At 66.9% G+C, this 26,713-nt stretch carries 28 protein-coding genes and 1 tRNA gene (1 of these 29 only partly in view); 12 read left to right on the forward strand and 17 right to left on the reverse strand.

The window, feature by feature from the left end; genetic code table 11:
* Nucleotides 1-1,165: the 5' portion of an FMN-binding glutamate synthase family protein gene (locus tag N8I71_RS01475; protein WP_262876142.1), read on the reverse strand. It extends 329 nt beyond the left edge of the window; only the first 1,165 of its 1,494 coding nucleotides appear in the window; the start codon lies at nt 1,163-1,165; its stop codon lies off the left edge, out of view.
* Nucleotides 1,166-1,409: 244 nt separating this feature from the next.
* Here N8I71_RS01475 and N8I71_RS01480 point away from each other — a divergent pair, with 244 nt between their 5' ends.
* The 3 genes from N8I71_RS01480 (at nt 1,410) to N8I71_RS01490 (ending at nt 3,283) form a co-directional block, all read left to right on the forward strand.
* Nucleotides 1,410-1,889 (forward strand): fasciclin domain-containing protein, encoded by a 480-nt coding sequence (locus N8I71_RS01480; RefSeq protein WP_262876143.1) that lies wholly within the window; start codon nt 1,410-1,412, stop codon nt 1,887-1,889.
* Nucleotides 1,890-1,967: 78 nt separating this feature from the next.
* Nucleotides 1,968-2,465: a fasciclin domain-containing protein gene (locus tag N8I71_RS01485; RefSeq protein WP_262876144.1), complete on the forward strand. Its 498-nt coding sequence runs from the start codon at nt 1,968-1,970 to the stop codon at nt 2,463-2,465.
* An 89-nt stretch (nt 2,466-2,554) separates the two neighbouring features.
* Nucleotides 2,555-3,283, forward strand: coding sequence for an alpha/beta fold hydrolase (locus N8I71_RS01490; protein WP_262876145.1), 729 nt, complete (start codon nt 2,555-2,557; stop codon nt 3,281-3,283).
* Between the two features lie 69 nt (nt 3,284-3,352).
* Here N8I71_RS01490 and clpB read toward each other — a convergent pair whose 3' ends face one another.
* Nucleotides 3,353-5,968 carry an ATP-dependent chaperone ClpB gene (clpB, locus tag N8I71_RS01495; protein WP_262876146.1) on the reverse strand — a complete coding sequence of 872 codons (2,616 nt, stop codon included), beginning with the start codon at nt 5,966-5,968 and terminating at the stop codon, nt 3,353-3,355.
* Nucleotides 5,969-6,244: 276 nt separating this feature from the next.
* On the opposite strand from clpB, the gene N8I71_RS01500 reads away from it, so the two are divergent.
* Nucleotides 6,245-6,370 (forward strand): hypothetical protein, encoded by a 126-nt coding sequence (locus tag N8I71_RS01500; protein WP_262876147.1) that lies wholly within the window; start codon nt 6,245-6,247, stop codon nt 6,368-6,370.
* Between the two features lie 144 nt (nt 6,371-6,514).
* A complete protein-coding gene (gene pyrF / locus N8I71_RS01505; protein ID WP_262876148.1) occupies nt 6,515-7,204 on the forward strand; it encodes an orotidine-5'-phosphate decarboxylase in 690 nt (229 codons plus the stop codon).
* A 37-nt stretch (nt 7,205-7,241) separates the two neighbouring features.
* On the opposite strand, the gene N8I71_RS01510 is transcribed toward pyrF, so the two are convergent.
* The 3 genes from N8I71_RS01510 to N8I71_RS01520 form a co-directional block, all read right to left on the reverse strand.
* Complete coding sequence (locus N8I71_RS01510; RefSeq protein ID WP_262876149.1) at nt 7,242-7,526, reverse strand: NfeD family protein; 285 nt, start codon at nt 7,524-7,526, stop codon at nt 7,242-7,244.
* Nucleotides 7,526-8,413, reverse strand: a complete 888-nt coding sequence (locus N8I71_RS01515; RefSeq protein ID WP_406676062.1) for an SPFH domain-containing protein — start codon at nt 8,411-8,413, stop codon at nt 7,526-7,528. The genes N8I71_RS01510 and N8I71_RS01515 overlap by 1 nt, the downstream gene beginning before the upstream one ends.
* 115 nt (nt 8,414-8,528) lie before the next feature.
* Nucleotides 8,529-8,840 carry a DUF6958 family protein gene (locus N8I71_RS01520; RefSeq protein WP_262876151.1) on the reverse strand — a complete coding sequence of 104 codons (312 nt, stop codon included), beginning with the start codon at nt 8,838-8,840 and terminating at the stop codon, nt 8,529-8,531.
* A gap of 99 nt (nt 8,841-8,939) precedes the next feature.
* On the opposite strand from N8I71_RS01520, the gene N8I71_RS01525 reads away from it, so the two are divergent.
* Entirely contained in the window at nt 8,940-10,193 is a 1,254-nt protein-coding gene (locus tag N8I71_RS01525; RefSeq protein WP_262876152.1) for a DNA polymerase IV, read from the forward strand.
* A 63-nt stretch (nt 10,194-10,256) separates the two neighbouring features.
* On the opposite strand, the gene N8I71_RS01530 is transcribed toward N8I71_RS01525, so the two are convergent.
* The gene (locus tag N8I71_RS01530; RefSeq protein WP_262876153.1) at nt 10,257-11,114 is read right to left on the reverse strand and encodes an N-formylglutamate amidohydrolase; all 858 of its coding nucleotides are present in this window, start codon (nt 11,112-11,114) and stop codon (nt 10,257-10,259) included.
* Between the two features lie 180 nt (nt 11,115-11,294).
* Between N8I71_RS01530 and N8I71_RS01535 the strand changes: the two genes are divergently transcribed.
* Nucleotides 11,295-11,369: transfer RNA gene (locus N8I71_RS01535), tRNA-Val, on the forward strand.
* Nucleotides 11,370-11,461: 92 nt separating this feature from the next.
* Nucleotides 11,462-11,587, forward strand: a complete 126-nt coding sequence (ykgO, locus tag N8I71_RS01540; protein ID WP_012177066.1) for a type B 50S ribosomal protein L36 — start codon at nt 11,462-11,464, stop codon at nt 11,585-11,587.
* 70 nt (nt 11,588-11,657) lie between these two features.
* On the opposite strand, the gene N8I71_RS01545 is transcribed toward ykgO, so the two are convergent.
* Nucleotides 11,658-13,310, reverse strand: a complete 1,653-nt coding sequence (locus tag N8I71_RS01545; RefSeq protein ID WP_262876154.1) for a peptidoglycan-binding domain-containing protein — start codon at nt 13,308-13,310, stop codon at nt 11,658-11,660.
* Between the two features lie 82 nt (nt 13,311-13,392).
* Nucleotides 13,393-13,878, reverse strand: coding sequence for a RidA family protein (locus N8I71_RS01550; RefSeq protein ID WP_262876155.1), 486 nt, complete (start codon nt 13,876-13,878; stop codon nt 13,393-13,395).
* Nucleotides 13,879-13,981: 103 nt separating this feature from the next.
* Between N8I71_RS01550 and N8I71_RS01555 the strand changes: the two genes are divergently transcribed.
* Nucleotides 13,982-14,311: an EF-hand domain-containing protein gene (locus N8I71_RS01555; RefSeq protein ID WP_262876156.1), complete on the forward strand. Its 330-nt coding sequence runs from the start codon at nt 13,982-13,984 to the stop codon at nt 14,309-14,311.
* A 6-nt stretch (nt 14,312-14,317) separates the two neighbouring features.
* Here the strand turns inward: N8I71_RS01555 and N8I71_RS01560 are convergent, their stop codons facing one another.
* From N8I71_RS01560 to N8I71_RS01580, 5 genes are all read right to left on the reverse strand, one after another.
* Nucleotides 14,318-15,502 carry a phenylacetate--CoA ligase family protein gene (locus tag N8I71_RS01560; RefSeq protein ID WP_262876353.1) on the reverse strand — a complete coding sequence of 395 codons (1,185 nt, stop codon included), beginning with the start codon at nt 15,500-15,502 and terminating at the stop codon, nt 14,318-14,320.
* Nucleotides 15,502-16,362, reverse strand: coding sequence for an ABC transporter ATP-binding protein (locus tag N8I71_RS01565; RefSeq protein ID WP_262876157.1), 861 nt, complete (start codon nt 16,360-16,362; stop codon nt 15,502-15,504). Before N8I71_RS01565 ends, N8I71_RS01560 begins: the two co-directional genes overlap by 1 nt.
* Nucleotides 16,363-16,471: 109 nt before the next feature.
* The gene (locus N8I71_RS01570) at nt 16,472-17,749 is read right to left on the reverse strand and encodes an ABC transporter substrate-binding protein (RefSeq protein WP_262876158.1); all 1,278 of its coding nucleotides are present in this window, start codon (nt 17,747-17,749) and stop codon (nt 16,472-16,474) included.
* Nucleotides 17,750-17,825: 76 nt separating this feature from the next.
* Complete coding sequence (locus N8I71_RS01575) at nt 17,826-18,902, reverse strand: branched-chain amino acid ABC transporter permease (protein ID WP_262876159.1); 1,077 nt, start codon at nt 18,900-18,902, stop codon at nt 17,826-17,828.
* 88 nt (nt 18,903-18,990) lie between these two features.
* Nucleotides 18,991-19,236, reverse strand: a complete 246-nt coding sequence (locus tag N8I71_RS01580) for a hypothetical protein (RefSeq protein ID WP_262876160.1) — start codon at nt 19,234-19,236, stop codon at nt 18,991-18,993.
* Nucleotides 19,237-19,448: 212 nt separating this feature from the next.
* Between N8I71_RS01580 and N8I71_RS01585 the strand changes: the two genes are divergently transcribed.
* Nucleotides 19,449-19,727, forward strand: coding sequence for a hypothetical protein (locus tag N8I71_RS01585; RefSeq protein ID WP_262876161.1), 279 nt, complete (start codon nt 19,449-19,451; stop codon nt 19,725-19,727).
* Nucleotides 19,728-19,751: 24 nt separating this feature from the next.
* On the opposite strand, the gene N8I71_RS01590 is transcribed toward N8I71_RS01585, so the two are convergent.
* Genes N8I71_RS01590 through N8I71_RS01605 form a run of 4 tightly spaced genes read right to left on the reverse strand, consistent with a single transcriptional unit; the run spans nt 19,752 to nt 23,828 of the window.
* Nucleotides 19,752-20,738 (reverse strand): branched-chain amino acid ABC transporter permease, encoded by a 987-nt coding sequence (locus N8I71_RS01590; RefSeq protein ID WP_262876162.1) that lies wholly within the window; start codon nt 20,736-20,738, stop codon nt 19,752-19,754.
* A 29-nt stretch (nt 20,739-20,767) separates the two neighbouring features.
* Nucleotides 20,768-21,604, reverse strand: coding sequence for an ABC transporter ATP-binding protein (locus N8I71_RS01595; protein ID WP_262876163.1), 837 nt, complete (start codon nt 21,602-21,604; stop codon nt 20,768-20,770).
* Nucleotides 21,601-21,855: a hypothetical protein gene (locus N8I71_RS01600; RefSeq protein ID WP_262876164.1), complete on the reverse strand. Its 255-nt coding sequence runs from the start codon at nt 21,853-21,855 to the stop codon at nt 21,601-21,603. The genes N8I71_RS01595 and N8I71_RS01600 overlap by 4 nt, the downstream gene beginning before the upstream one ends.
* Nucleotides 21,852-23,828, reverse strand: coding sequence for an AMP-binding protein (locus tag N8I71_RS01605; RefSeq protein ID WP_262876165.1), 1,977 nt, complete (start codon nt 23,826-23,828; stop codon nt 21,852-21,854). The genes N8I71_RS01600 and N8I71_RS01605 overlap by 4 nt, the downstream gene beginning before the upstream one ends.
* Before the next feature lie 211 nt (nt 23,829-24,039).
* Between N8I71_RS01605 and N8I71_RS01610 the strand changes: the two genes are divergently transcribed.
* Nucleotides 24,040-25,962, forward strand: a complete 1,923-nt coding sequence (locus N8I71_RS01610; RefSeq protein WP_262876166.1) for a hybrid sensor histidine kinase/response regulator — start codon at nt 24,040-24,042, stop codon at nt 25,960-25,962.
* Nucleotides 25,959-26,660: a response regulator transcription factor gene (locus N8I71_RS01615; RefSeq protein WP_262876167.1), complete on the forward strand. Its 702-nt coding sequence runs from the start codon at nt 25,959-25,961 to the stop codon at nt 26,658-26,660. Before N8I71_RS01610 ends, N8I71_RS01615 begins: the two co-directional genes overlap by 4 nt.
* Nucleotides 26,661-26,713: the final 53 nt, after the last annotated feature.

Here is a 26,713-nt window from a genome sequence, read left to right on the forward strand (position 1 = left end):
CGGCGCCCGCCGCAAGCGCCCATGCCACGTCGCCCGGGTTCACCAGCTTGCCACTCGCCACGATGCGGATGCGGTCTCGCAGGCCCATTCGGTTGCGCAGGTCTGCCAGGCGGGGCAGCGCCTCGCGGATCGACATGCCGACGAGGTCCATGAGCGGCATGGGCGCGGCCCCGGTGCCGCCCTCACCCCCGTCGAGCGTGATGAAGTCCGGCGCGCTCTCTGGCCCGCGCCGGTTGATCTCGGCGAACAGCTCCTCGAAGTAGCCAAGATGCCCCATCACAGTCTTGATGCCCACGGGCTTGCCCGTGACCTCGCGCACATGGGCGATAAGGTCGAGTAGCTCCGCATTGCTTCCGGCATCGCGGTGGCGATTTGGGCTGATCGCGTCCTGTCCCTTGGGCACGCCGCGGATCTGCGCGATTTCGTCCGTGATCTTGGCGCCGGGCAGGATGCCGCCCTTGCCCGGCTTGGCCCCCTGCGCAAGCTTGATCTCGAACATCTTCACCTGCGTGTGCGCGGCGATCGCCCGAAGCCTGTCGTCATCGAGATTGCCCTCGTTGTCCCTGACTCCGAACTTCGCGGTCCCGATCTGGAACACGATGTCGGCTTCGCCTTCGAGATGATAGGGCGACAGCCCGCCCTCGCCCGTGTTCATCCAGCATCCCGCCATCCGCGCCCCGCGACTGAGCGCGCGCACGGCCGGCTTCGAGATCGCGCCATAGCTCATGCCAGAAATGTTGAAGAAGGACCGCGCCGTATAGGGGATCGTGGCGAAGGGCCCGATCTGCATCGGTTCGGAAGCGGCGAACTGGTCGTCCAGCGGCGGGAACGGTGCGGGCGTGAAGATCGGCGTGCCGACCACCGAGATGTTGCGCGTCGAGCCGAAAGGCCGCGTGTAGGACCCGCCATCCGCCGCGTGCGAGACCCAGTCGCGCTGCGCCCGGTTGAAGGGAAGCTCCTCCCGGTCCATCGCGAAGAAGTATTGCCGGAAGAATTCGCCAAGCGTCGTGAAGAGGCCTCGGAACCGCCCGATCACCGGATAATTTCGGCGGATCGCGTCGCTCTTTTGTGTGCGGTCGATCACGAAGACGATCACTGCGATCAGCGCGGCCATTCCGATCACCAGCCAGAACGCCAGTGCCATGGCCTCGAGATACCAGGTCATGCTGTCCCTCCCTGTCGGACGCCTTGCGGAACGATATCACCGACATGTCCGGTCACGTTCTCTCAACTCATATCACAGCGGTTTGATTGGAAAACGAAAGAGACGGTTGCTTAGGCGGCCGTGGGTGTTCGTCAAGCCGCCCGGCAGGTCTCCGCCCATCTTGAAAGAACTCACTTCGCTGGCACTTCCACGCGGGACGGAGCCACCCAGACGCTCCGCGAACGCCAACGAAGGAGACTACCCAATGCGCAAGTTCCTTATCGCTCTCGCTGCGACCACCGCCCTTTCGGGTCCCGCCCTCGCGGACGCCCATGGCGGCATGACCATCGTGGAAACGGCTGTCGAAGCCGGCACCTTCACGACCCTCGTCGCCGCCGTCGAGGCCGCCGGCCTCGTCGAGACGCTTTCGGGCGAAGGCCCGTTCACCGTCTTCGCACCCACCGACGAAGCCTTCGCCGCTCTGCCCGAGGGCACCGTCGAAGGTCTTCTGGCCGATCCCGAAGCGCTCGCCGCGATCCTGACCTACCACGTCGTTCCCGGCGCTGTGATGTCGGGTGACCTGTCCGATGGCATGATGGCCACCACGGTCAACGGCGCAGACATCACCATCTCGATCGATGGCGGCACCGTTATGGTGAACGACGCCACCGTGGTCGCAGCCGACATCGAAGCATCGAACGGCGTGATCCACGTGATCGACAGCGTGATCCTGCCGCCGATGTAAGTCCGGCAACATGGATGGCCCGGCCCAGCGCCGGGCCATTCCTTTTCCAGCAACCAGACAAGAAAGGGAGGACCACCCATGGACCGCCGTAATTTCCTGACCACCGCAGTGGCGCTTGCCGCCAGCCCTCTCGCCCTGTCCGCGCCCGCGCTTGCCCGCACCGGATCCAGTTCCATCGTCGAGCTCGCCGCGGCGACGCCCGACCTCTCGACGCTTGTGACCGCGGTTCAGGCCGCCGGCCTCGTCGACACGCTCTCTGGTCCCGGCAACTTCACCGTCTTCGCGCCGACCAACGCGGCCTTCGCGGCCCTTCCGGCCGGCACGCTCGACGCGCTGCTCGCCGACATCCCGGCGCTGACCAACATCCTGACCTACCACGTCTCCGCAGACTACTATCCTGCCGAGGCCCTGCTCGGACAGCGTGGCCGCGTTCCCACCGTGCAAGGCGGCTTCCTGCGCGTCGACGCGCGCGGCTCCGGTGTCCACATCAATGGCAGCACCGCCGTGACGACGGCGGATGTCTTTGCGTCAAACGGCGTTGTCCACATCATCGACGGCGTGCTCCTGCCGCACTGACCGAACGCGATAATCGACAGGCCGCCCCGCTCCTCCCCGCGGGGCGGTTTTCGTTGAAGCCCGGGCCATGGGCGGGCTAGCCTGCCGCAATGAGCGACGCGCCCGTCCGCAAGACCCTGACCGCCGGCGACGGCACCCCCGTCAGCTATCTGACCGAGGGCGATGGACCACCGGTCCTGCTTCTTCACGGGTTCGTTTCCTCGGCGATCGGATGGTGGATGAACGGGGCCGCGCAGCGCCTTGCAGAAACGCACCGTGTCCTCGCGCCAGACTTCCGCGGTCACGGCGAAAGCGGCAAACCTTCCGATCCCGCCGCCTACGGACCGCGCCTGGTCTCCGACCTCGGCGCCCTTCTCGATGCCGAGGGCCTGGACGCAGCCGATGTCGTGGGGTTTTCCATGGGCGCCGAAGTGGGCCTCGCCATGGCCGCGTGGCATCCGGACCGGGTGCGCAGCCTCACGCTGACGGGATCGGGCTGGTCGCCCCCGGAAATCATGACCGAGTATCGCAAGTGGTTCGGCATTCTCGTCACCCCCGAGAACGGCAGGCCGCCCCATCCGAATGCCGCAGCACTTGCCGCGGTGATCGAGGGCATGCCATCCCTCGTCGGGCTGCCGGGAGATGCGGTGGCGGCCCTGCCGATGCCGGTCCGCGGCATCATCGGCGAAAATGACGACGAACGGCCCTGGATGGAACGCATCGCCACCATGCGCCCCGGCTTCGTGCCACACGTCCTCGAAGGCGCCGACCACCTCGGCACGTGGCGCAGCCCGGACTTCCCCGACCTGCTTGCCCGCGCCGTGAACGGCCGCCTCTGACCCGCGCGCGGCGAATGAAAACGGCCCGGGCAATTCGCCCGGGCCGCTTAAGCGTTTCACGTCCGCCGTTCAGTGCACGACGGCATCGTCCGGTTTCGGACGGTTCGAGGCCGAGACCTTGCCGCCGACAATCAGGCCGTCCGCCCCGGCCATGACCGATACGGTATCGCCGTCCTTGACGTCGCCGGCGAGGATCATCTCCGCCAGCGGGTCCTGCAACGCGCGCTGAATGACACGCTTCAGCGGCCGGGCGCCGAACACGGGGTCGTAGCCCTCGTCGGCCAGCCACGCCATCGCGCCAGCATCGAGGTCCAGCACGATCTTGCGCTGTGCCAGCCGCTTCTCCAGCCGCGAGAGCTGGATCGTCACGATCCCGTCCATGTCCGCGCGGGTCAGCCGGTCGAACACGATCTGGTCATCGAGCCGGTTCAGGAACTCGGGCCTGAAATGCGCCCGGACGGCATCCATCACGTCGCGCTTGGCCTGGGCAGCATCCGCCCCCTCCGGCAACTGGCTGAGCGCCTGGCTGCCGAGGTTCGAGGTCAGGACGATGATCGTCTGCTTGAAGTCGACCGTGCGGCCCTGCCCGTCCGTCAGGATACCGTCGTCCAGCACCTGCAGAAGGACGTTGAACACCTCCGGGTGCGCCTTCTCGACCTCGTCGAACAGGATCACCTGGTAGGGCCTGCGACGCACGGCTTCCGTCAGGACGCCGCCCTCGTCATAGCCGACATAGCCCGGAGGCGCGCCGATCAGCCGGGCGACGGAATGCTTCTCCATGAACTCGCTCATGTCGATCCTGACCATCGCCTGGTCGTCGTCGAAAAGGTATTCCGCCAGGGCTTTCGTCAGCTCGGTCTTGCCGACACCCGTGGGGCCGAGGAACAGGAACGAACCCAGGGGCCGGTTCTCGTCCTGCAGGCCCGCGCGGGCCCTGCGCACGGCGCGGGATACGGCGCTGACGGCCTGAGACTGCCCGATGACGCGGCGGCCCAGCTCGTCCTCCATCCGGAGCAGCTTCTCCTTCTCGCCTTCCAGCATCTTGGACACAGGAATCCCCGTCCAGCGCGCGATCACCTCGGCGATCTGCTCGGGACGGACGGCATCCTCGACCATCAGCTCGTCTTCCTGCGCCTCGGCGGCGGCCAGTTCCTTCTCCAGCCCGGGGATCACGCCGTAGGACAGCTCCCCCGCCTTGGCGAGGTCGCCGTTGCGCTTGGCCTGCTCCAGTTCGGCGCGGGCGTGGTCCAGTCGTTCCTTCAGCGTGCGTGCGGCGTCGAGTTCATCGCGCTCGGCCTGCCACTTCGCCGTCATCTCGGCCGACTTCTGCTGCAGGTTCGAAAGCTCCTTCTCCAGCTTCTCCAGCCGGTCCTTCGAGGCCGCGTCGTCCTCCTTCTTCAGCGCCTCGGCCTCGATCTGCATCTGCAGGATCTGCCGGTCGAGCGCGTCGAGTTCCTCGGGCTTGCTGTCCACTTCCATCCGCAGACGCGAGGCGGCCTCGTCCATGAGGTCGATCGCCTTGTCGGGCAGAAACCGGTCGGTGATGTAGCGGTGGCTCAGCGTCGCTGCGGCCACAAGCGCCGCATCCGAGATCCGCACCCCGTGATGCAGTTCGTATTTCTCCTTGATGCCGCGCAGGATCGAGATCGTGTCCTCGACCGTCGGCTCCTCGACCATCAGGGGCTGGAACCGCCGGGCAAGCGCCGCGTCCTTCTCGACATACTTGCGGTATTCATCGAGCGTCGTGGCACCGATGCAATGCAACTCACCCCGTGCAAGCGCCGGCTTGATGAGGTTCGCCGCGTCCATCGCGCCGTCGGACTTGCCGGCGCCCACCAGCGTGTGCATCTCGTCGATGAACAGGATGATCTCGCCCGCCGCGGCCTCGATTTCCTTCAGGATCGCCTTCAGACGCTCCTCGAACTCGCCGCGATACTTCGCGCCGGCGATCAGAGCGCCCATGTCGAGCGCCATGAGCTTCTTGTTGCGGAGAGATTCCGGCACGTCGCCGTTGACGATGCGCAGCGCGAGGCCCTCGGCGATGGCGGTCTTGCCGACGCCGGGCTCACCGATCAGGACCGGGTTGTTCTTCGTCCGGCGCGACAGCACCTGCATCGAGCGGCGGATTTCCTCGTCGCGGCCGATGATCGGGTCGATCTTGCCCTCCCGCGCGGCCTCGGTCAGGTCGCGGGCGTATTTCTTCAGCGCGTCATAGCTCTCCTCGGCGCCGGCCGAATCCGCCGTGCGCCCCTTCCGCAGATCGTTGATCGCGGCGTTCAGCGCCTGCGCGTTCACGGCGCCCGCATCGAGGGCATCCTTCGCGCCCGACTTCACCATGGCGAGCGCCGTCAGCACACGCTCGACGGTGACGAAACTGTCGCCGGCCTTCTGCGCAAGCTTCTCGGCTTCGGCCAGGACCTTCGAGGTCTGCCCGTCGAGATAGAGCTGCCCGGCGTCGCCAGTGACTTTCGGCAACTTGCCGAGCGTGACCTCCAGCGCCTCGCGCACCCGCTCCGGGGCGCCGCCCGAACGGGAAATCAGGCTGGCAGCCATGCCCTGGTCATCGTCCAGAAGCGCCTTCAGCAGATGTTCGGGAACCAGTTTCTGGTGATCCTCACGCTGCGCAATGGTCTGCGCGGCCTGCAGGAAACCGCGTGCGCGGTCAGTGAACTTTTCCAAGTTCATCATGTCTCTCCTTCTCCAAGCGCCCCTCGTTCTTGTCCACCCGGCTTTGCGGCATGGACGGTTCGGGGCCTCGTATCGGGATATGGGAAGTGTCGGGCACCAGTGCAAGCGAGGCGAAGGCGGCGATGTGCGGGGGATGATTCGGCCAATATCCGCCGACCGGCCGCCGCGTCCCATTTTCGCCAAGTTCCCGACATTCCGCCGCCCCGAACCGGGCGGAGATTCAACCCCAAGGCGTCACCAAAGACGCCGCAAAAGGAGGGAAATATGAGGCAAATGAGGCACATTAGGCATACCATCATCGTCACGAGCATCCTTCTGGGCATGTCCGGGGCCATCGCGCTCGCGTCGCCCTACTCGCAACCCGGCACCCACAGGGCGCACGTGCAGACGCAACACTGACAGGCTTGCGGCCCGGGCCTTCCCGCCGGGGCCGCAGCACGACGGAGACCGACACAACCTCGGCAGGCACGGCCGGCGCGCTGCCTTGACAGCCGCCGCCCCACCGGAAAGAAGGCGCGAACGCCCGAAGCCGGAGGTGAGCCAATGTCCGACGACCGCCTGATCGTCGCCCTCGACGTGCCGAATGCACTCCAGGGCCTCGCGCTCGCCGACCGGCTCGACGAGACGGTCTCGTTCTACAAGATCGGGCTCGGGATGCTGACGGGTGGCGGCCTCGCGCTGGCGAACGAGCTCAAGGCCGAGCGCGGCAAGCGCATTTTCCTCGACATGAAGCTCTTCGACATCTCCGCCACGATCGAGGCGGCGGTGCGGGGCCTCGCGCAGTTCGACCTCGATTTCCTGACCGTTCACGGCGACCCGCAGGTTGTCCGAGCCGCGTGCGAAGGGGCCTCGGGAAGCTCGTTGAAGATCCTCGCCGTGACGATCCTGACGTCGCTGGACCGGGCCGCCCTCGACGCGGCGCTGATCCGCGACGGCGCGCTGCCCGATATCGTGGCGACACGCGCCGCCCGCGCGCTGGAAGCCGGGGCCGACGGCGTCATCTCCTCGCCGCACGAGGCGGCGATGATCCGGTCCATGCCCGAAGCAAAGGGGAAGCTGATCGTCACGCCGGGTGTTCGCCCCGAAGGCAGCGACAGCGGCGACCAGAAGCGGATCGCGACGCCGGCCGACGCCATCGCGGCGGGTGCGGATCACATCGTCGTCGGCCGCCCGGTCTGGCAGGCGGCGGACCCCGCCGAAGCGGCGCGCGCCATCCTGGCCACTCTGCCCTGAGATCCCGGCCAGCTCTCGCTGGGGGCAGGGCTCGCGCTCAGTCCTCGTTGATATCGCGGTCGAAGGTCTTCACCTGGGTGCGGTAGACGCCCAGCCAGCGGCGCAAGGCCAGCCACGCGAACAGCGACACGACCGCGAAGACGAGCAGCAGGACCGGCACCGACCCGCCGAGCCAGACCGCCAGCGGCCCGCCCACGAGCAGGAGGACGGCGATCACGGCCGCGCCGATGGCGAAGCCCAGCAGAAGGAAGGTCGGCAGCAGGACCTCGCCGACGGCAAGCAGGACCGCCGCCGCCCCCCAGACCCACCAGGCGCCCCACATCAGCTGCGGCCCCTGAGCATCTGGAACGCCTTGCCGAAGGCATCGACGGCATCAGCCGGGACGACGATCGTCTGCGAACCCTGGCCCTGCGCGACCTGCGCGATCGCCTTCACCTGCTCGAGCGCGATGTTGTACTGCACCGCCTCGAGCCCGCCCTTGGCGATGGCTTCGGCCACGACGCCCGTGGCATAGGCCTCGGCGTCGGCCTCGACACGGCGCGCTTCGGCACCCTGGCGGGCGGCATAAAGCTCGGCATCCGCGTTCAGCTCGACCGCGCGTTTCTGGCCCTCGGCCCGCGTCACCGCGGCGCGCCGCTCCCGCTCGGCGTTCAGCTGCTGAAGCATCGCGTCCCGCGTGGCCTGGTCGAGGTTCACGTCGAGGATCTCGGCCCGCGTCACCTCGATCCCCCAGTTGTCGACGGCGTCCTCGACACTGGTCTTGATCGTCGCGATCAGCGTCGCGCGGTTCGACTGCACCTCGTCCAGCTCCATCTTGCCGATCTCGGCCCGCACGATACCGGCGACGGTCGTGGCGATGGCGGCGTCGACGTCACGAATGCGGTAGACGGTCTTCTCGGGCTCCAGGATCCGGTAGAAGACGCTCGTCTCCACCTGCACCAGCACGTTGTCGGCGGTGATCGCGTCCTGGCTGGCGGTGGGCAGCTGCCGCTCGAGGATCGAGACCTTGTGCGCGACCCGGTCGAGGAACGGCACGATGAAGTTTATCCCCGGCCCCAGCACGCTCTTCAGCCGCCCGAAGCGTTCCACCACGTGCTGCTCGGACTGCGGCACGATGCGGATCGCAAGGAAGATGCAGAGGATGATGAAGAGCGCGAGAAGCAGGATCACGAGGTTCCCGCCGATGAGCTCGGAGAGCAGCTGGTCCATGTCGAAGCCTGTCTGTTGGTCCTGTTTCATGGCGCATGGTATGCGCGGCGAGAAGGGCCAAAGCTAGGCGAAAATGCGAAGGATGACCGGGGGAAAACCCGACCTCGGCTCCCCCTCAGGCGCCCCCGCGCACCAGGCGCTGCGGCCCGGACCCCGGAAGGCGCGCGATCTCGCCCGCGACCTCCAACTCGAGCTTCACCGTGGTGCAGTGCCAGCCAAGCGCCCCGAGCCGCGCGAGATCCCCCGCCGAGAGGCGCGCGCGCACCGCGCCGGTCAGCTCCGAAAACGGCAGGCCCTCCGGCCCGGCCCCCTCGACCGCGTGCAGGATGGCGCGGCGAACGGCATGGTATTTCCAGGCCGGGATGCGCGTGACCCCGTCGCGCCCCTCGGTCGGCGTGCGGCAGGCAATCCTTTCCTCGGTCTCCATGGCGCGACTCCCCCGGACCAGCCCCTCCAGTCTAGCGGAAATGCTGCGCCCGCAAAGCGCCGTCTTCCGCCGCAGGTCCGATCGGCCTATCTTCGCGCCATGCCAGCCCTGTGCCGCGATTGCCTGACCACCTTCGAGACCGGGGCCCGCTGCCGGGCTTGCGGCAGCCCGCGCGTGACATCGCATCCCGAGCTCTTCGAGCTTTCCATCGCCCACATGGATTGCGACGCCTTCTATGCCTCGGTCGAGAAGCGTGACAACCCCGAGCTTCGGGACAAGCCCGTCATCATCGGCGGCGGACGTCGCGGTGTCGTCTCCACCGCCTGCTACATCGCGCGGATCAAGGGCGTGCGCTCGGCAATGCCGATGTTCAAGGCGCTGAAACTATGCCCCGAGGCCGTCGTCGTGCGCGGCCGAATGGACGTCTACGCCGAGGTCAGCCGCCAGATCCGCGCGATGATGGAGGAGATGACGCCGGCGATCGAGCCGCTCTCGCTCGACGAGGCGTTCCTCGACCTCACCGGCACCTCGCGGCTGCACGGAGTGCCGCCTGCAGTCCTTCTGGCCCGGCTGGTGAAGCGCATGCAGGCCGAGCTCGGGATCACCGGGTCCATCGGCCTCTCCCACAACAAGTTCCTCGCCAAGATGGCCTCCGACATGGACAAGCCGCAGGGATTCTCCGTGATCGGCCGCGCCGAGACGCTCGACCTTCTCGCTCCCAAGCCCGTCGGCGTCATCTGGGGGCTCGGCGACGCCGGCCAGCGCGCGCTGGCCGACGCAGGTATCCGCACCATCGCCGATCTGCGCCGCTGGGACCGGGACGAACTGATCCGCCGCTTCGGCAGCCAGGGGATGCGTCTCTGGGAGCTTGCCCGCGGCCAGGACAGCCGGAAGGTCGCCCGCGACCGCGGGGTCAAGAGCATCTCGAACGAGACGACATTCTCCGAGGACATCTCGGACGTCGACATCCTCGACGGCCATATCTGGCGGCTGTCCGAGAAGATCGCCGACCGGGCCAAGGCGAAGGCGCTCGCGGGTCGGACCGTGACACTGAAGCTGAAGCGCGACGACTTCACGCTGCTGACCCGGCGCACGACACTGCCCGACGGCACGCAGACGGCCGATCGCATCTACCGCACGGCGCGCGGCCTCTTCGACCGGATGGAGCATCCGCGCGCCTACCGCCTGATCGGGGTCGGGATATCGGACCTCCTGCCGGCCGAGGCCGCCGACCGGGAGGGCGACCTCCTCGACCCGGCGGCCGCCGCGCGCCGCGCCACCGAGCGCGCCACCGACGACATCCGCGCGCGCTTCGGCGCCGATGCGATCCTCAAGGGCCGCGCGCTGCGCTGACCCATTCATCCTGGCAGAAAACTCCGGGGGGAGGCCCCAAAGGGGCCGGGGGGCAGCGCCCCCCTACTCGGCCGCCAGAGGCATCGCGCCCGGGGTCGCCTCGATCACGCGCGCGAGGACCGAGGTCACGATCCGCTTCACGGTCTCGAAATTCCCGTTCGGCCGGATCATCCGCTCGTTCATGTAGAGCGACCGGTCGATCTCGATCTGAACGGCGTGCCAGCCGCGCGAGGGACGCCCGTAGCGCTGGGTGACGAAGGCGCCTGCGAAGGGCGCGTTCCGGCTCACCACGAGGCCCGCGTCGAGAAAGGCCGCTTCCACCGCGTCCACGAGATCGCCCCGCGCCGAGGCGCCGAACCGGTCGCCGAGGACCACCTCGGGCCGGCGCATTCCCGGACGCACCACGCTGTCGAGCGCCTCGTGCGGCATGGAGTGGAAGTCGAGCACCACCGCCTCGCCGAAGCGGCCCTGCGCCCTGTTCATCAGATCGTCGAGCGCGTCGTGGTAAGGATGCCAGATCCTCGCGATCCTTTCGTCCGCCTCCGCGCGGGCAAGCTTGCCGCGATAGATCGCACGGCCATTGGCCACCACGCGGGGGATGACACCCAGACCCGAGGATATCCGCGGCGTCTGTACCACCCGGCCGACACCCTCGATCACACCGGGATCGAGTTCGTCGGGGCTTCGGTTGAGGTCGATGTAGGCACGCGGATATTCGGCGGCCAGTAGCGGCGCGCCCAGTCGCGGAGCGTCTTCCACCAGGAGGTCCATGAAGGCATCCTCCGAGGACCGGATGCTGCGCTCGTCCAGCATGCTCGTGCGCAGGAAGCTCCGGGGGTAGTGACGCCCGGAATGCGGCGAGGCGACGACGACCGACGTGGTCGTCTCGGCGGGACATTTCAGGCTGTAGGCCGGGTGCATCGGCGCTCCTCGACAGGCATCTTCGCTTCAACATATAGCGGGATTTCGCGGTTGGCCAAAAGCCCTTGAACCCCTTTCCGACTCCTTTTATAGACCGCTCACCCATGCGGCGGGCTGCGGCACGGGGCGCAGGGCTGTTGTGGTCCGGCGCCCGGCACGGTCCGGAACAGCTGGGACATCGGGCGGTTAGCTCAGCGGTAGAGCACTACGTTGACATCGTAGGGGTCACTGGTTCGATCCCAGTACCGCCCACCAACCGGCTTTCCGAAAGGATGCCGGGATAGCCGGTCCGAAAGGACCATTGGATTTCAAGGCGCATCGCCGCGCCGCGACGAAGGAGACGGCCCATGAAGGTCAAGAACTCGCTCCGCTCGCTCAAGCAGCGCCATCGCGATTGCCGCGTCGTGCGCCGCAAGGGACGGGTCTACGTGATCAACAAGACCCAGCGCCGGTTCAAGGCCCGCCAGGGCTGAGCCACGCACTTCACGACCCGAGGAAAACACCGAAAAAGGCCGCCTCCGAGCGGCCTTTTTCCTTTTCGGATCACCGCAGGATGTCGCCGAGCGTTCCCGCCAGCAGGAGCGCGACCATCGTCTGGTCGAGATACCCCGTTACCGGCAGGCCGCGCGCCTCCTGGTAGTCCCGGATCGCCCGCCGCGTCGCGTCGTCGAACGTGCCGTCCACGCGGCCGGGCTCGAGCCCCATCCGGGCCAGCCGCTGTTCCACCAGCGTCCGCGTGATCGGCGGCAGGTTGAGCGCCGCCTCCGCCGCTTCGTAACGCTGCCGCGCCTCCTCGCCGATGCCGGTCTGCAACTCTCGGATGCGGGCCTCGGCCGTCTGCACATGGCGGCTGTTGGGGAAGTTGCGGATGAAGGTGCGATAGGCGTCCACCGTGTCGATGCCGAGCGTCCGCGGCCAGGCAGCCTCGGCTTCCGCGTCGTTGGCGGTGTCCTGGGCGCGCTCCCAGTCGGATATGGCGCTCCTTGCCCTCTCCGCGAAGAGGCCGTCGGGATAGCGGTCGAGATAGGCGCGCATTCCGTCGATGCTCTGCCCCGCCCCCGTCGCCTGCCACCACGCGCGGTCGGCACGCTCCTCGGCGCGACGCTCCTCGGCCAGCACGGCCTCCCGGATCTCGCCCTCGCGGCGGATCGAGCTTGCCTGATCGGCGTCGAGGAAACCCGTTCGCGCGAGGCCGCGCGCCGACTGCCAGTCGGCGATCGCACGCCGCGTGGCAGGCCCGAAGATTCCGTCCACCCCGCGGGTGTCGAAATCGAGCAGCGTGAGATAGCGCTGCAACTGCTGCCGTTCCGCCTGCGTCAGCGCCAGCGCGGCCTCCGCCGCCTCCGCCCGCGATTGCGGCGTTTCCGGATCGGCCTGGGCGATTCTGGCGCGGGCAAGATCTGCGAAGGCGCCGCGCGGAAACCGCTCGAGGTAGACCCGGTAGGCCGCCGCCGTGTCCAGCGCCTCGACCGCCTGCCACAGGGCACGATCCTCGGGCGTGGCGACGGGTGCCGGCGGCACGGGCTCCGCGAAGGCCACGTCAGGCACGTAGGCCACGGCCGAGGACAGAAAACCGACCGCCTGCAGGCCCGGCATCGCCTCGAGCACCGCGGGCAGGTCCGTGCCCGGCGCCAGTAGCGGGCCCGTCACGAAATCGGCCACCGCCGCCGGCGGCCCCGCAACGACCGTCACGCCTTGCGGCGGCTCCACGCGTCCGATCCCAGGCTCGAGGCGCGCGCCGTGAACGACCCGTGCATCCTCCGTCGCGAGGGCCACGACCGCCCGGCCCGGTGCCATCGCCGCGATCTCGGCCAGGAGCGAGACCGGCACGCCCACGCCTCCGACCGTGGCGAGGTCCGGCGCACGCGCGTCGGTCCCGAGGAGCCAGGTGTCTCCGCCACCGCGCAGGAAGTGGCCGCCGGCGACGATCAGGACACGCTCGTCCTCTCCCGTGGCCAGCAGGCGCGACAGCGCCAGCCGCAGGTCCGCACCCGAACCGTCGCGCAATGTCAGCACGTCGAAGCCTGCCCGCTCCAGCACCCGCTCGATACCGCCGAGGGCGCGAAGACTCCGCATCTGCGGCGCCGCATCGTAGCGCGCATTGACGAGAACGAGCGCCGTATCGGCACTCGCCGCTCCGGTCATGCCTGCGCCGGCCATCAGCGTGGCCGCGATGATTGCTTTGGTCCGGGTCATGTCGCCGTCTCCCTGCGTAGTTCCGACCGCAAGCATAGCAGGGACCCCGGTGTTAACCGATAACGAGACCGTCGGCGGCAACTCAGGGGGAAAGGAGGACCTCGGCCTCGATCTCCATGGCGAAATTCAACGGAAGGCCTGCCACCCCGATGGCCGAGCGGGCATGGCGGCCCACCTCGGGACCGAACACGTCGATCACAAGGTCGCTGAAACCGTTGAGGACAAGGTGTTGCTCGGCATAGTCCGGCGCCGAGTTCACCATGCCGAAGACACGGACCCAGCCCGCCACACGCGACAGTTCCCCGATTTCGGCCTTCAGATTGGCGAGAACCGACAGGGCGATGTCCCGCGCGGCTTCGGCCGCTTCCGCAGTGCCGAGGTCTTTCCCGACCTGACCGTAGGGACCGGCTATGCCGCCCGCATCCTGCTTCGGATGACCGGAGATCAGGGCACGTTCCCCGCGGATATTCACGAAGGTGAAGGGCAGGTGCAGCCCCTCCGGCACGCGGATCGGTGGCGGCAGGGTCAATCCCATGGCGGCAAGCCGCGCCTCAAGTGTCTCGGTCATTTGCGTCCCCCGTCCAGGCAGCCGACAGCCTAGTCGCGCCATTGCCGCGCAACAAGCCGGGCCGCTAACCGAATGGAAATGAAACGGGGTCAGGATTTGCGCCATGACCCGTGTCCTGCTTCTCTGTCTCTTTCTCGCCTCGCCCGGTCTCGCGCGGGCCGACGCCGCCGCCTTTCACGCGTCGGATGCCGACAACAGCGGCGATCTGACCTTCGCGGAATTCACAACGCTCGTTGGCCACATGGCCGCGAACGGACGGCGCATCGCGCAATTCGTGCAGTCAACCGGCCTTCACGGCACCGCCTTCGGTCGCGTGGACCTCGACGGCGACGGGCGCGCAACACCGGCCGAACTTCTGGCCGCTGAGGCCTGGGTCGTGGCCCATGTCCGCGCGCAGGCCTCCGACAGCGACACCGGCAGACAGCGGCGCTAGCGCGCCTCAGTCGTAGCTGCGTTGATCGTCGATGACCTTGCCATCGTTCGGCAGGCTTCCCGGGGCGACGATCTCGACCTTGCCCTTCAGTTTCATGACCGAGGCCGCGCTTTCGGCAAGGGCGCCCGCATCAGCGCCCGTCGCCTCGACCAGCACGGTCATGACGTCCATCTCCCCCTCGCGGCTGGCCACGACGCGGGCCTTCACGACCTCGCCATGGCGCCCGACGAACTCCGCCACCTGCTCGGGGCGGACGAACATGCCCTTGATCTTCGTGGTCTGGTCCGCCCGGCCCATCCAGCCCTTGATCCGCATGTTGGTGCGGCCGCACGGGCTTTCGCCCGGCAGAATGGCCGAAAGGTCCCCGGTCGCGAACCGGATCAACGGGTAATCCGGGTTGAGCGTCGTGACCACGACCTCGCCCACCTCGCCCGGCGGCACGGGGTCGCCGGTACCGGGGCGCACGATCTCCACGATCACCCCCTCGTCGACGATCATCCCCTCCATCCCCGGACTCTCGTAGGCGATGTTCCCGAGGTCCGCGGTGGCATAGCACTGGAGGCAGGCGATCCCGCGATCCGCATATTCCTGCCGGAGAGACGGGAACAGCGCGCCGCCCCCGACGGCAGCCCTGGTGATGCCCAGCTCGACCCCCATCTCGTCCGCCTTGTCGAGGATCACCTTCAGGTAATCCGGCGTGCCGGCATAGGCCGTCGTGCCCACATCCTTCGCCGCGCGCACCTGGAGTTCGGTCTGCCCGACACCTGCGGGCAGGACCGTCGCGCCCACCGCCCGCGCGCCGCTTTCGAAGATCATCCCCGCCGGCGTCAGGTGATAGCCGAAGCAGTTCTGCACGATGTCGCCCGCGCCGATGCCCGCCGCATGCAGGAAACGCCCCATGCGCCACCAGTCATGGCTGACACCGCCGGGCTCGTAGATCGGGCCAGGGCTCTGGAACACGTGGGCCACGTTGCGTACCGGCAATCCGCCGAAGGGCGGGGTCGCGGTCTGCCGTGCCACGAGATCGGCCTTCCGCAGAACCGGAAGCCGCGCGAGCTCGTCGAGCGACGCGACCGCCGCCATCCCGTTCGCCGCGAGCTGGGCATTGAGTTTCGCCAGCTGGTCTGCCGCGCGCGCATCCGCGCTGCGCGTCTCCAGCGCGTCGAAATGCTTGTCGTTCCTGTCCAGCATCAGCTCAGCCACCGTTTCCGCCGCCGATAGCTTCGCACGTCGCGAAAGCTCTTTCGGCCCTCATCGGACATTCCGAGGTAGAATTCCTTCACGTCCTGGTTCTCGCGGAGGTCCGCTGCCGGACCGTCCATCACCACGCGCCCCGATTCCAGGATGTAGCCGTAATGCGCGAAGCGCAGCGCCACGTTCGTGTTCTGCTCGGCCAGAAGGAACGTCACCCCCTGTTCCTCGTTCAGCCGCTTGACGATCTCGAAGATCTGCTCGACGAGCTGCGGCGCGAGACCCATCGACGGTTCGTCGAGAAGGATCGTCTCGGGCCGGCTCATCAGCGCGCGGCCGATGGCCGTCATCTGCTGTTCGCCGCCCGATGTATAGCCGGCCTGGCTTTTGCGCCGCTCCCGCAGGCGCGGGAAATAGGAATAGACCATCTCGAGGTCGGCCTCGATCGCCGCGCGCCCATCCTTGCGCGTATAGCTACCGGTCAGGAGGTTCTCCTCCACCGTGAGATGCTCGAAACAGTGGCGACCCTCCATCACCTGGATCACGCCCCGATCGACGAGGTCCGATGGGCTGAGGCCCTGAACGCCTTCGCCGCGATAGAGGATACTGCCCTTGGTGACCTCGCCCCGCTCGGAATGAAGAAGGTTCGAGATCGCCTTCAGCGTCGTCGTCTTGCCCGCGCCGTTGCCGCCCAGAAGCGCGGTGATCCCGCCCTTCGGCACCTTCAGCGAGACACCCTTCAGCACGAGGATCACGTGGTTGTAGATCACCTCGATGTTGTTCACCTCCAGAAGCGTCTCGGCATCCCGGAATTCCGGGGCGACGCCCTCACCGTGGGTCTCTGTCGGCTGGTCCAGCATCTCGCGGCTCTCCCGTCGCGCGCGGCGGGGCAAACACCCCCGCCTTCATCTTTCCTGAAATACGCAGATCCCGGCGGCGACGGCCCGCGCCGCCGCCGGGCAGTTCAGATCAGCTGTCGCTGCACTGGCTGGAGATGTTGTTCTCGGCGGCGTACTGCGCCGAGTCCTCCATCACCAGCGGCAGGATCACGCTGTCGTCGGGCGCGACGAAGTCGGTCAGCGTCACCCACTGGGACCCGTCCCACTGCTGCATGATCGCCATGCCGGTGCCGCCGTGATCCTCGCAGGAAACCGCGAATTCCGGGCCGATGCCCGGCATGCCCAGCTCTTCCATGCGTGCGTTGGTGATCTCCAGCGCCTCCATGCCGTCCCGCATCATCTCGGGCGTGATGGCGGCGACGCCGTGGATCTCCTGCGCCGTCCGGATCGCTTCTGCGGCCAGCATCGCTGCGTACATGCCCCGGGTATAGAGCACCGAGCCCACGTTGGACCCGTCGCCCGCGGCCATGCCCGCCTCGTGGACATACTGCCGGATCTCGTCGAAGACCGGCATGTCGCCCAGGCGGTTCATGTTGAGCGAACGGTAGCCCGCAGCCGCCTCGCCGGCCTGCGCGACGTCATGCTCGGCGCCGGCCCACCAGTTGCCGATGAAGTTCTCCATCGGATAGCGGATGTTGATGGCTTCCTGCACGGCGACCTGGTTCATCACGCCCCAGCCCCACATGACCACGTAGTCCGGGCGCTCGCGGCGGATCTGCAGCCACTGGTTGCCCTGCTCCTGGCCGGGATGGTCCACGGCGATCTGCGTCAGCGAGAAGCCATGCTGCGCGGCCAGCGTCTCGAGCGTGCGGATCGGCTCCCGGCCATAGGCCGAGTTGTGGTAGAGAAGCGCGATCGACTTGCCCTCGAGCGAACCGCCGTTCTCCTCCAGCAGCTGGTTGATGATCACCGAGGCCGCGTCCCAGTAGTTCGCCGGGTAGTTGAAGACGTGGCTGAACACGTCGCCGTTCGCCGCCGAGGTCCGGCCGTAGCCCATCGTGTGGAGCGGGATGCCATCCGCCGTCGCGCGGGGGATCAGCTGGTAGGTGATCCCGGTCGAGAGCGGCTGGTACACCAGCGAGCCTTCGCCCTTCGTCGACTCGTAGCATTCGACGCCGCGCTCGGTATCGTAGGCCGTTTCGCAGCTGACGATCCGGATCATCTCGCCGCCGATGCCGCCGTCGCGCTGGTTCAGCAGGTTGAAGTAATCCTGGTAGCCGTCCGAGAACGGAATGCCCCCGGCGGCGTAGGCGCCGGTGCGGTAGTGCAGGTCGGGGATGACGAGTTCGGCAAGCGCCGGACCCGCGGCCATCATTCCGGCCAGAGCAAATGTGGCTAGTTTCTTCATCGGGGTATTCCTCCCTTTGGTTGATCCGATGGTGTCACCCCGGGTTCGTCCCGGGTTGTCGCGTGTTGGCGGCCCCTCAGTGTGGGAAGGGCCACAATCTCAGTTTCTCCTTCAGCAGCGCCCAGAGCCGCGCCAGCCCGTGCGGCTCCACGATCAGGAAGAACATGATCAGCGCGCCCACGATGACGAATTCGAAATGGGTCGCCAGGGCCGGGTCCCAACCCAGTGTCCCGGCAAAGAAGTTCCTCAACGCGACCGGCAGGATCACCATGAAGGCCGCCCCCGCGAAGCTGCCGAAGATGCTCCCAAGCCCGCCGATGATGATCATGAACAGGATCAGGAACGACCGCTGGATGCCGTAGGACGCGCCCACCTCGACCGCGCCGAGGAAGACGGTGAACAGCAGCGAGCCCGCGATCCCCACGTAGAAGGACGACACGGCGAAGGCCGTCAGCTTGGCCTTCAGGGGGTTCACCCCGATGATCTCGGCCGCGATGTCCATGTCCCGGATCGCCATCCATTGCCGTCCGACGGATCCACGCGTCAGGTTCCGCGCGATCCACGCGAGCACGAAGACGAAGGCAAAGCAGAACAGGTATTTCACCCAGGCTTCCGCGTTCGGCCCCGTGATCGCCTGACCGAACAGGAACCGCTCCGGCGCGCTGATCTGGCCCGAGGCGGAATAGTTGAAGAACCACGGCACCTTGTTGAACATCCACACCAGGAAGAACTGCGCCGCCAGCGTCGCCACGGCGAGGTAGAAGCCCTTGATGCGCAGGGACGGCAGGCCGAACATCACGCCGACCATGGCGGTCATCACGCCCGACAGGATGGTGATCGTCACCATGTCCATCCAGGGAAACGCCGTCATCAGCTTGTAGGAGGTATAGGCCCCCACCGCCATGAACCCGCCCGTCCCAAGGCTGACCTGCCCGCAATAGCCTGTCAGGATGTTCAGCCCGATCGCGGCGATGGCATAGATCAGGAAGGGAAGCAGGATCGCGTTTGCCCAGTAATCGTTGATCACGAAGGGCACGATGGCGAGCCCCACGAACAGCACGAAGTAATAGCGGTAGCGGTCGAAGGCGATCGGAAAGGTCTGGTTGTCCTCGGCGTAGGACGTCTTGAAATCGCCGGCCTCACGATAGAACATCAGGCCCTCCCTCCCAGGATCTTGAGACAGCGCAAGGCGGCGCGGTGCCCGTGGGCGCCGCACCGGTCATCGCCGCGTTTTTGCGTGATCAGTCCGCGTCGACCTTCCGACGTGCATAGAGCCCGACGCCCAGCCCGAGCACGGCCAGGACCGGCGCACTCCAGTGCATGCTCTGCTGGCCGTAGAGGCCGGCCGCCAGGAACAGGCCCGAGAACCAGAACACCGCGAAGGCGACGGTCGTCACGATGGCCCACACCTTGCGTTCCGAAGTGCTGCGTCCCGCCGCGAACTCCGGTGTGCCGACATTCGGCTTCTGCAACTCGTCCAGTGCCATTGCACCGTATCCTCCCAATACCGCCGCAGCCGAACCCTCCCCGTCCGGATGCGACACGCCCTCTGCGAGGTGCCCGCGCGGTGTCATACTGCACGGAATTGTCGCATTCGTCAGCCTTTTTCGTCGCCAACGATCTGGTGCATCCCTTCGCCAAATTGTCGCCGGATTGTTGGTTAACGTTCGGCGATGTTTCATTTGACGAGTAGGGTTCCATGACGCAGCAAACCACGAATTCCCCGTTGGAAGCCGGTGTGCTTGGCACCGCGAAATCCACCCTCTCCACCTTCATCGATGTCCTCGTCGTCACGCTGAGCGTGGTGTTCGGCTCGATACTCAGCATCTCGACCGCGGCGATCTTCGGCATATACGCGCTCATCGCCTTTACCGACCTGTCGCTCGGCGTGGCGATCACTGCGGTCGCGCTCGGCCTGAACGCGATGCTGCTCAGTCTCGTGACGCTGAACACGCTGGGACGGCACAAGGACGAGTGAGGGGCGCGGCACGGCGTCATCCGCTCAGACCCTCTCGATGATCTTCTCGCCGAACAGGCCCTGCGGCCTGAAGACGAGGAAGATGAGGGCGAGGACGTAGGCGAACCAGTTCTCCGTCGCGCCCCCGATCATCGGGCCGACGGCGAATTCGAACAACGCCTCACCCACCCCGATGATGAGGCCGCCGACGATGGCGCCCGGGATCGAGGTGAAGCCGCCCAGCATCAGCACCGGCAATGCCTTGAGCGCGATCAGCGACAACGAGAACTGCACGCCCGACTTCGAGCCCCACATGATGCCCGCGACCAGCGCGACGATACCGGCAAGCGACCAGACCAGAACCCAGACGTAGTTGAGCTTGATGCCCACACTGAGGGCTGCCTGGTGGTCGTCCGCCACCGCGCGCATGGCGCGGCCCTGCTTGGTGTACTGCGCGAAGGCGATGAGGCCCGTGACGAGGACCGCGGCGATGATCGCGGCCGAGATGTCGAGGTTGTCGATGAAAAAGCCGTAGCCGAAGATTTCGAAGGTCGTCGTGTCGATGACGTCGTTGATCCCCTGCGGCAGACCCACGTCGAGGTTTCGGATCTCCGAGCCCCACATCAGGTCCGAAACGCCTTCGAGGAAGTAGGCAAGCCCGATGGTGGCCATGAAGAGGATGATCGGCTCCTGCCCCACGAGGTGGCGGAAGACGAAGCGCTGCACCAGCCAGGCGAACCCGATCATCACCACAACGGTCAGCGCGATGGCCGCAAGCGCGGGCACCTCCCAGCCGAAATAGTGGACGTCGGTCCCGAATATCTCGTTGATCAGATGGCTGAAGGGAACGCGCCCCTGCTGGATGCCCACGAGCGTCATGGCCGCGAACAGCGCCATGACCCCCTGCGCGTAGTTGAAGATGCCCGAAGCCTTGAAGATCAGGACGAAGCCGAGGGCCACGAGGGCATACATCACGCCGGTCATGAGGCCGTTCAGCGTGACCTCCATGGCGAAAATCAACTGGTCAGGCATGGTATCCCCCCCGAACCGAATGCTGTGTTTCAGTCATGCGCCACCCCCAGGTAAGCGTCGATGACCTCCTGGTTGGCGCGCACCTCGTCCGGCGTGCCGTCCCCGATCTTCTTGCCGTAATCCATCACCACGACCCGGTCGGACAGGTCCATGACCACCCCCATGTCGTGCTCGATCAGGACGATGGTCGTCCCGAACTCGTCGTTCACGTCGAGGACGAAGCGGCTCATGTCCTCCTTCTCCTCGACGTTCATGCCGGCCATGGGCTCGTCCAGGAGCAGGATCTGAGGTTCGGCCACCAGTGCGCGGGCCAGTTCCACGCGCTTCTTCAGACCGTAGGGCAGGCGGCCGACCGGCGTCTTGCGGATGTTCTGGATCTCTAGGAAATCGATGATTTCCTCGGCCTTCTCGCGGTTGGCGACCTCTTCGCGCTGCGCCTTTCCCCACCAGAAGGCCTGGTCCAGGAAGCTTGCGTTCATGTGGTTGAGACGGCCCGTCATGATATTGTCGAGCACCGTCATGCCCTCGAAAAGCGCGATGTTCTGGAAGGTGCGCGCGATTCCCTGACGGGCGACCTGGTAGGGTTTCATGGGCGGGCGCTGGCTGCCCTTGTACCAGACCTCGCCCTCCTGCGGGTGATAGAAGCCGGAGATCACGTTCAGCATGGAGGACTTGCCGGCACCGTTCGGTCCGATGATCGCGCGAATCTCGCCTTCACGGACATCGAAGGAGATGTCCTTGATCGCCTCCACGCCGCCGAAACGCAGCGTGATGTGCTTCATCTCCATGACCACCGGGCCGATCTGGCGGCCGTCGGCGGTGACATAGCCATCGGTCGGGGACAGGGGTACGGCCCGCTCGTTCATTCCGCTTTCTCCCTTGCGGCCTGGCCCGAGCGGAAGATCAGCGCGCCGATCAGGCCGTAGATGAGAAGGGCTACGATGGCCCAGAGGAAGTTTTCCGCCCAGACCTGCGGCATCCCGAAGATCAGCGCCGCGACCCCGCAAAGACCGATGGCCCCGCCCTGAACCGCCGCCGCTCCGCTGGCGATGTAGCGTCCCGCCACCCATGACGCGGCGAAGCCGAGGAGGAACAGGCCTGCAGCGATCAGCGTCATTCCGCGGCGACCTTCGCCGGTGCGCCCGCATCGACCGCGGCGGCATCGCGGATCTCGAGCGTGGCCGAGATCTTGCCCTTGCGCCCGTCCTCGTAGGTCACTTCCGTTTCCGTGTATTGCGAGGACTTGCCGGAATAGAGCGCGTCGATCAGGTCGGCGAACTTCTCCTCGATGATCCGGCGACGCACCTTGCGGGTCCGTGTCAACTCGCCATCGTCGGCGTCGAGTTCCTTGTGCAGGACGAGGAAGCGGCGCACCTGGCACCCCGACAGCATCTCGTCGCCGGCCACGCTCCGGTTCACTTCCTCGACATGGGACTGGATCGTGTCCAGCACGCGCGGATGTCCGGCGAGCTCCTGGTAGGAGGAGTAGGAGATGTTGTTGCGCTCGGCCCAGTTGCCGACCGCGGTCAGGTCGATGTTGATGAAGGCGGTGCAGTAGTCGCGACCGTTCCCGAAGACGACGGCCTCCAGGATGTTGGGGAAGAACTTCAGCTTGTTCTCGACGTACTTGGGCGCGAACAGCGAGCCGTCGGCCATCTTGCCCACGTCCTTGGCGCGGTCGATGATCCGGAGGTGCCCGGTGTCGGGCTCGATGAAGCCCGCGTCGCCCGTCGCGACCCAGCCCTCGGGGTCCTTGGTCGAAGCGGTCGATTCGGCGTTCTTGTAGTATTCCACGAAGACGCCCGCGCTCCGGTAGTAGACCTCGCCGTTCTCCGCGATCTTCAGCTCGACGCCGGGCGAAGGCACGCCCACGGTGTCGGGCCGCACCTCGTGGTCGGGCTGCTGGGTGATGAAGACCGAGGCCTCCGTCTGGCCGTAGAGCTGCTTGAGGTTGATCCCGAGCGCTCGGTAGAAATCGAAGATCTCCGGCCCGATGGCCTCGCCCGCGGTATAGCCCACGCGCACGCGGCTCATCCCGAGGGTGTTCTTGAGCGGTCCGAAGACCAGAAGATTGCCGATGGCATAGCCGAGCCTGTCGCCGAAGGAGACCGGCTTGCCGTCCAGCAGCTGGGGACCGACGCGCTTGGCCAGCGCCATGTAGCGGTCGAAGATGCGTTTCTTCAGCTTTCCGGCGTCCTCCATCCGGATCATCACGGATGTCAGGAGGTTCTCGAAGACCCGAGGCGGCGCGAAGAAATAGGTTGGCCCGATCTCGCGCAGGTCCGTCATCATCGTCTCCGCGCTCTCGGGGCAGTTCACGCAGAACCCTGTCCAGTAGGCCTGGCCGATCGAGAAGATGAAGTCACCGACCCAGGCCATCGGCAGGTAGGCCAGCACCTCGTCCCTGGGATCGAGGCGGTCGAACTCGGAGGACGCCCGCGAGGTCTCGATGATGTTGCGGTTCGAAAGGACCACGCCCTTCGGCTTTCCGGTCGTGCCGGAGGTGTAGAGCATCACGCAAGTGGAATCGTAGTCGAGCTCCGCCTCGCGCGCGGCGAGTTCCTTCCGGAAGCGCTCGTGCGCGGCCCGTCCCTCGGCCTGCACGTCCTTCATCGAATGCAGCCGCGTGTGGTCGTATTTCCTGAGGCCCCGCGCATCGAGATAGACGATATGCTCGATGTGATGCAGCGTCTCCTGCGCCTCGATCACCTTGTCGACCTGTTCCTGGTCGCCACAGACGACGAAGCGGGCGCCGCAGTGTTCCAGGACGTAGGCCATCTCCTCGGACACCGAATCCTGGTAGAGCGGCACCGGGATCGCCCCGCATTTCTGCGCCGCGACCATCGACCAGTAGAGCGCAGGGCGGTTGCGTCCGATGATCGCGACGTAATCGCCCCGCTCGAGCCCGAGGGCGAGCAGTCCACCGGCGATGGCTTCGACCTCCTCGGCCGTCTCGGCCCAGGTCCAGCTCTGCCAGATCCCGAATTCCTTTTCCCGGTAGGCCGGTTTCGATCCGAACTGTTCCGCGTTGCGCGTCAGAAGCGCAGGCACGGATTGAAGCCCGCCCCGGGGCGCGGTTGCATCTGCCAAAGCCGTCTCCTCCCTTCGCGGACCCGAAGGTCCCACGTCCACGGCAGCCCGTCTTGCGCAGGCATCGCCGAGGCTTCCACCGTGGCACCTTCTGTGTCGCCGTCAAGTTTTGCCTGACTTTTTCCCAATCCTTACGAATTGTAACAGGACGCGGGGCGCGCTTGACGGACGGGGGGCGGAGGGGCAAGCGATGGAGAAAAGGGAGGGAGCGATGCCGCGAGCGGCCGCCACCGATCACCTCACGCGGGCGGGTCTGAACCTGATCCAGCAGGCGCTGTCGATCTACGACGCCGATCTGCGCCTTGCCGTATGCAACCGCCCCTTCCAGACGATGTTCGGCCTGCCCGAAGACCTGGTGACGCCCGGCGCGAGCTTCGAGGACACGATCCGCTGGCTCGTGGAAAACGGCGAATACGGCGATGTGCCCCAGCCGGAAGCCTTCGTTCGCGACCGTGTCGAGGCCGCGCGGGCCTTCGTACCCCATTACATGGAACGCCGCCGCGCCAATGGCCGCACGATCTCGGTCGAGGGCTCGCCCCTGCCGGAAGGCGGGTGGGTCACCGTCTATACCGACATCTCGGCGGTCAAGCGGCAGGAAGAACTGCTGCGGGGCCGGTCCGAGGAGTTGTCGGACCAGCTTCTGTCTCATGCCGAGGAACTGGCGCGCACGAACCGGCAGCTGGAAGCAACGATCGCCCAGCTCGAGGAGGCCAAGCGCGAACTGACCGAGATGGAGGCGCGCATCCGCCTGACCACCGAGATGACGCCGGCCCATATCGCCCGCGTCGATCGCGACGGCGTCTATACCTACACCAACCGGCGTCTCTCCACGCTACTGCCGGACCGGGGCAGCGACATCGTGGGCCTCAGCTTCGAGGAGGCGCTCGGACCTGTGGCCGGACGCTTGCGTCCGACGCTCGCCCGCGCCCTGGAGGGGGAGGCGAGCGTGCTCGAGTTCACCGAGCCGACCTTCGGCCGGCGCATCCGCACGGCGTTCACGCCCGATCAGACCGGCCCGGGCGAACCGGTGACCGGCGTCTACCTCCTGTCGACGGACGTGACCGAAGAGGCGCAGGCGCGCGCGGCCCTCGCCCAGACACACAAGCGTGAGCTTGCGGCGCAACTGACCAGTGGCCTCGCGCACGACTTCGCCAACCTCCTCACGATCATCCTCGGCCTTCAGGGGCGGCTCGAGAAGATGCCGCTGCCCGAAGGCGCACGGGAGCTGACCGGCGCGACCCGGACGGCGGCGCGGCGCGGCGGGCTTCTGCTCGACAAGATCGCGCGCATGTCGGGCCCGATCGAGATCCGGCCGGCGCCCGTCGTCCTGCGCGACTTTCTCGACAGTTTCACGCCGCTGGCGCGCGCGCCCCTGCCGCCCGGAATCGCCTTCACCGCGCAGACGGACGTGCCGCATCCGGCCGTGATGATCGATGCCGACAGCCTGCAGGACAGTCTTCTGAACCTCGTCCTCAATGCCCGCGACGCCATCGGGGAGGGACCGGGCGAGATCGTTCTGACGCTCCGTGCGGTGCGGGACACGTGGCTCGACATCGTCGTCACCGACACCGGGCCGGGCTTCACCGAGGCCGCACTCGGACAGGCGCTCGACCCGTTCTTCACGACCAAGGGGGACGAGGGATCGGGCCTCGGGCTGTCCATGGTGTATGACATGGCGAAGCTGGCGGGCGGCCACGTCCGCCTCGAGAACAGGCCCGAGGGCGGCGCCGCCGTCACGCTGCGCCTGCCTCTGAAACCGGCCGCCGCCGAGGCGCGACCCCAGCTTGTCCTGCTGGTCGAGGACATGGCGGAACTGCGCGCGTCGGTGCGCACGACCCTGACCGATCTCGGCCACCAGGTGATCGAGGCGGCGTCCGCCGAGGAGGCGCTGACGCTCGCCGAGATCCCCGGGCTCGACTGGGTGATATCGGACCTGAGGTTGGGTCAGGCCGACGGCGTGGATCTTCTGAACACCCTGGCCACCCGGGCGCCGGGTCTGCGGCTGGCGCTCATGACCTCGGCACCCGAGACGGACCCGCGCAGGGCCGAGGGCGCCTTGCGCTGGCCGGTCCTCGGCAAGCCGATCGAGGCCCCGTGGCTCGCGCGCCTCTTCTCCCGGGAGGATGCCGCGTGACACAGCCCTTCGTCGCCATCCTCGACGACGAACCGCAGATCCGGGCCATGCTGTCGGAGGCTCTGACCGAGGCCGGGTTCCGGACCGCCGCCTTCGCCCGCGCGACCGAGTTCGAGGCCGCGCTGAAGACCCATGCACCGGATGTCTGCCTGGTCGACCTCGGCCTGCCAGACCGCGACGGCCTGGCTCTCGTTCACCGCCTCGCGCTCGAATCCGGCGCCGCGATCATCATCATCTCGGGGCGCGCGCAGGTGCAGGACCGGGTGACGGGCCTCGAACTCGGCGCCGACGACTACATCATCAAGCCCTTCGACCCCGCCGAGGTGGTGGCCCGAATCCGCGCGCGCCTGCGCGTCGCGCGCCCCCGCGCCGAGGCGCACAGGACGGCACGATTCAACGGCTGGACCGCGCATTTCGACCGGTACGTCCTCGTCGCGGAAGACGGAAAGGAAGTCAGTTTCTCCCATGCCGAGGGCGAAGTGCTGCGCATGTTCCTCGAAGCGCCCAAGCGCCTGATCTCGCGCCAGCAGATGCAGGAGAACCTGGGCGGCGCCGCGGGAGAAAGCTTCGACCGCGCGATGGACGTGCGCATCTCGCGGCTGCGGACGAAACTCGGCGAAGACCCGAAGAACCCGCGGCTCATCAAGACGATCTATGGCGCGGGTTATATCTTCCTGGGGGATGTCGACTGGAAATAGCGGTACGTTTTCCATGCGAAAAACGGGAGAATGCCGGTATTCCCGGCTCGTAA

Origin of the sequence: Roseicyclus sediminis (genome assembly GCF_025515305.1) — a bacterium.
In the GTDB taxonomy this organism is placed as follows: domain Bacteria; phylum Pseudomonadota; class Alphaproteobacteria; order Rhodobacterales; family Rhodobacteraceae; genus Roseibacterium; species Roseibacterium sediminis.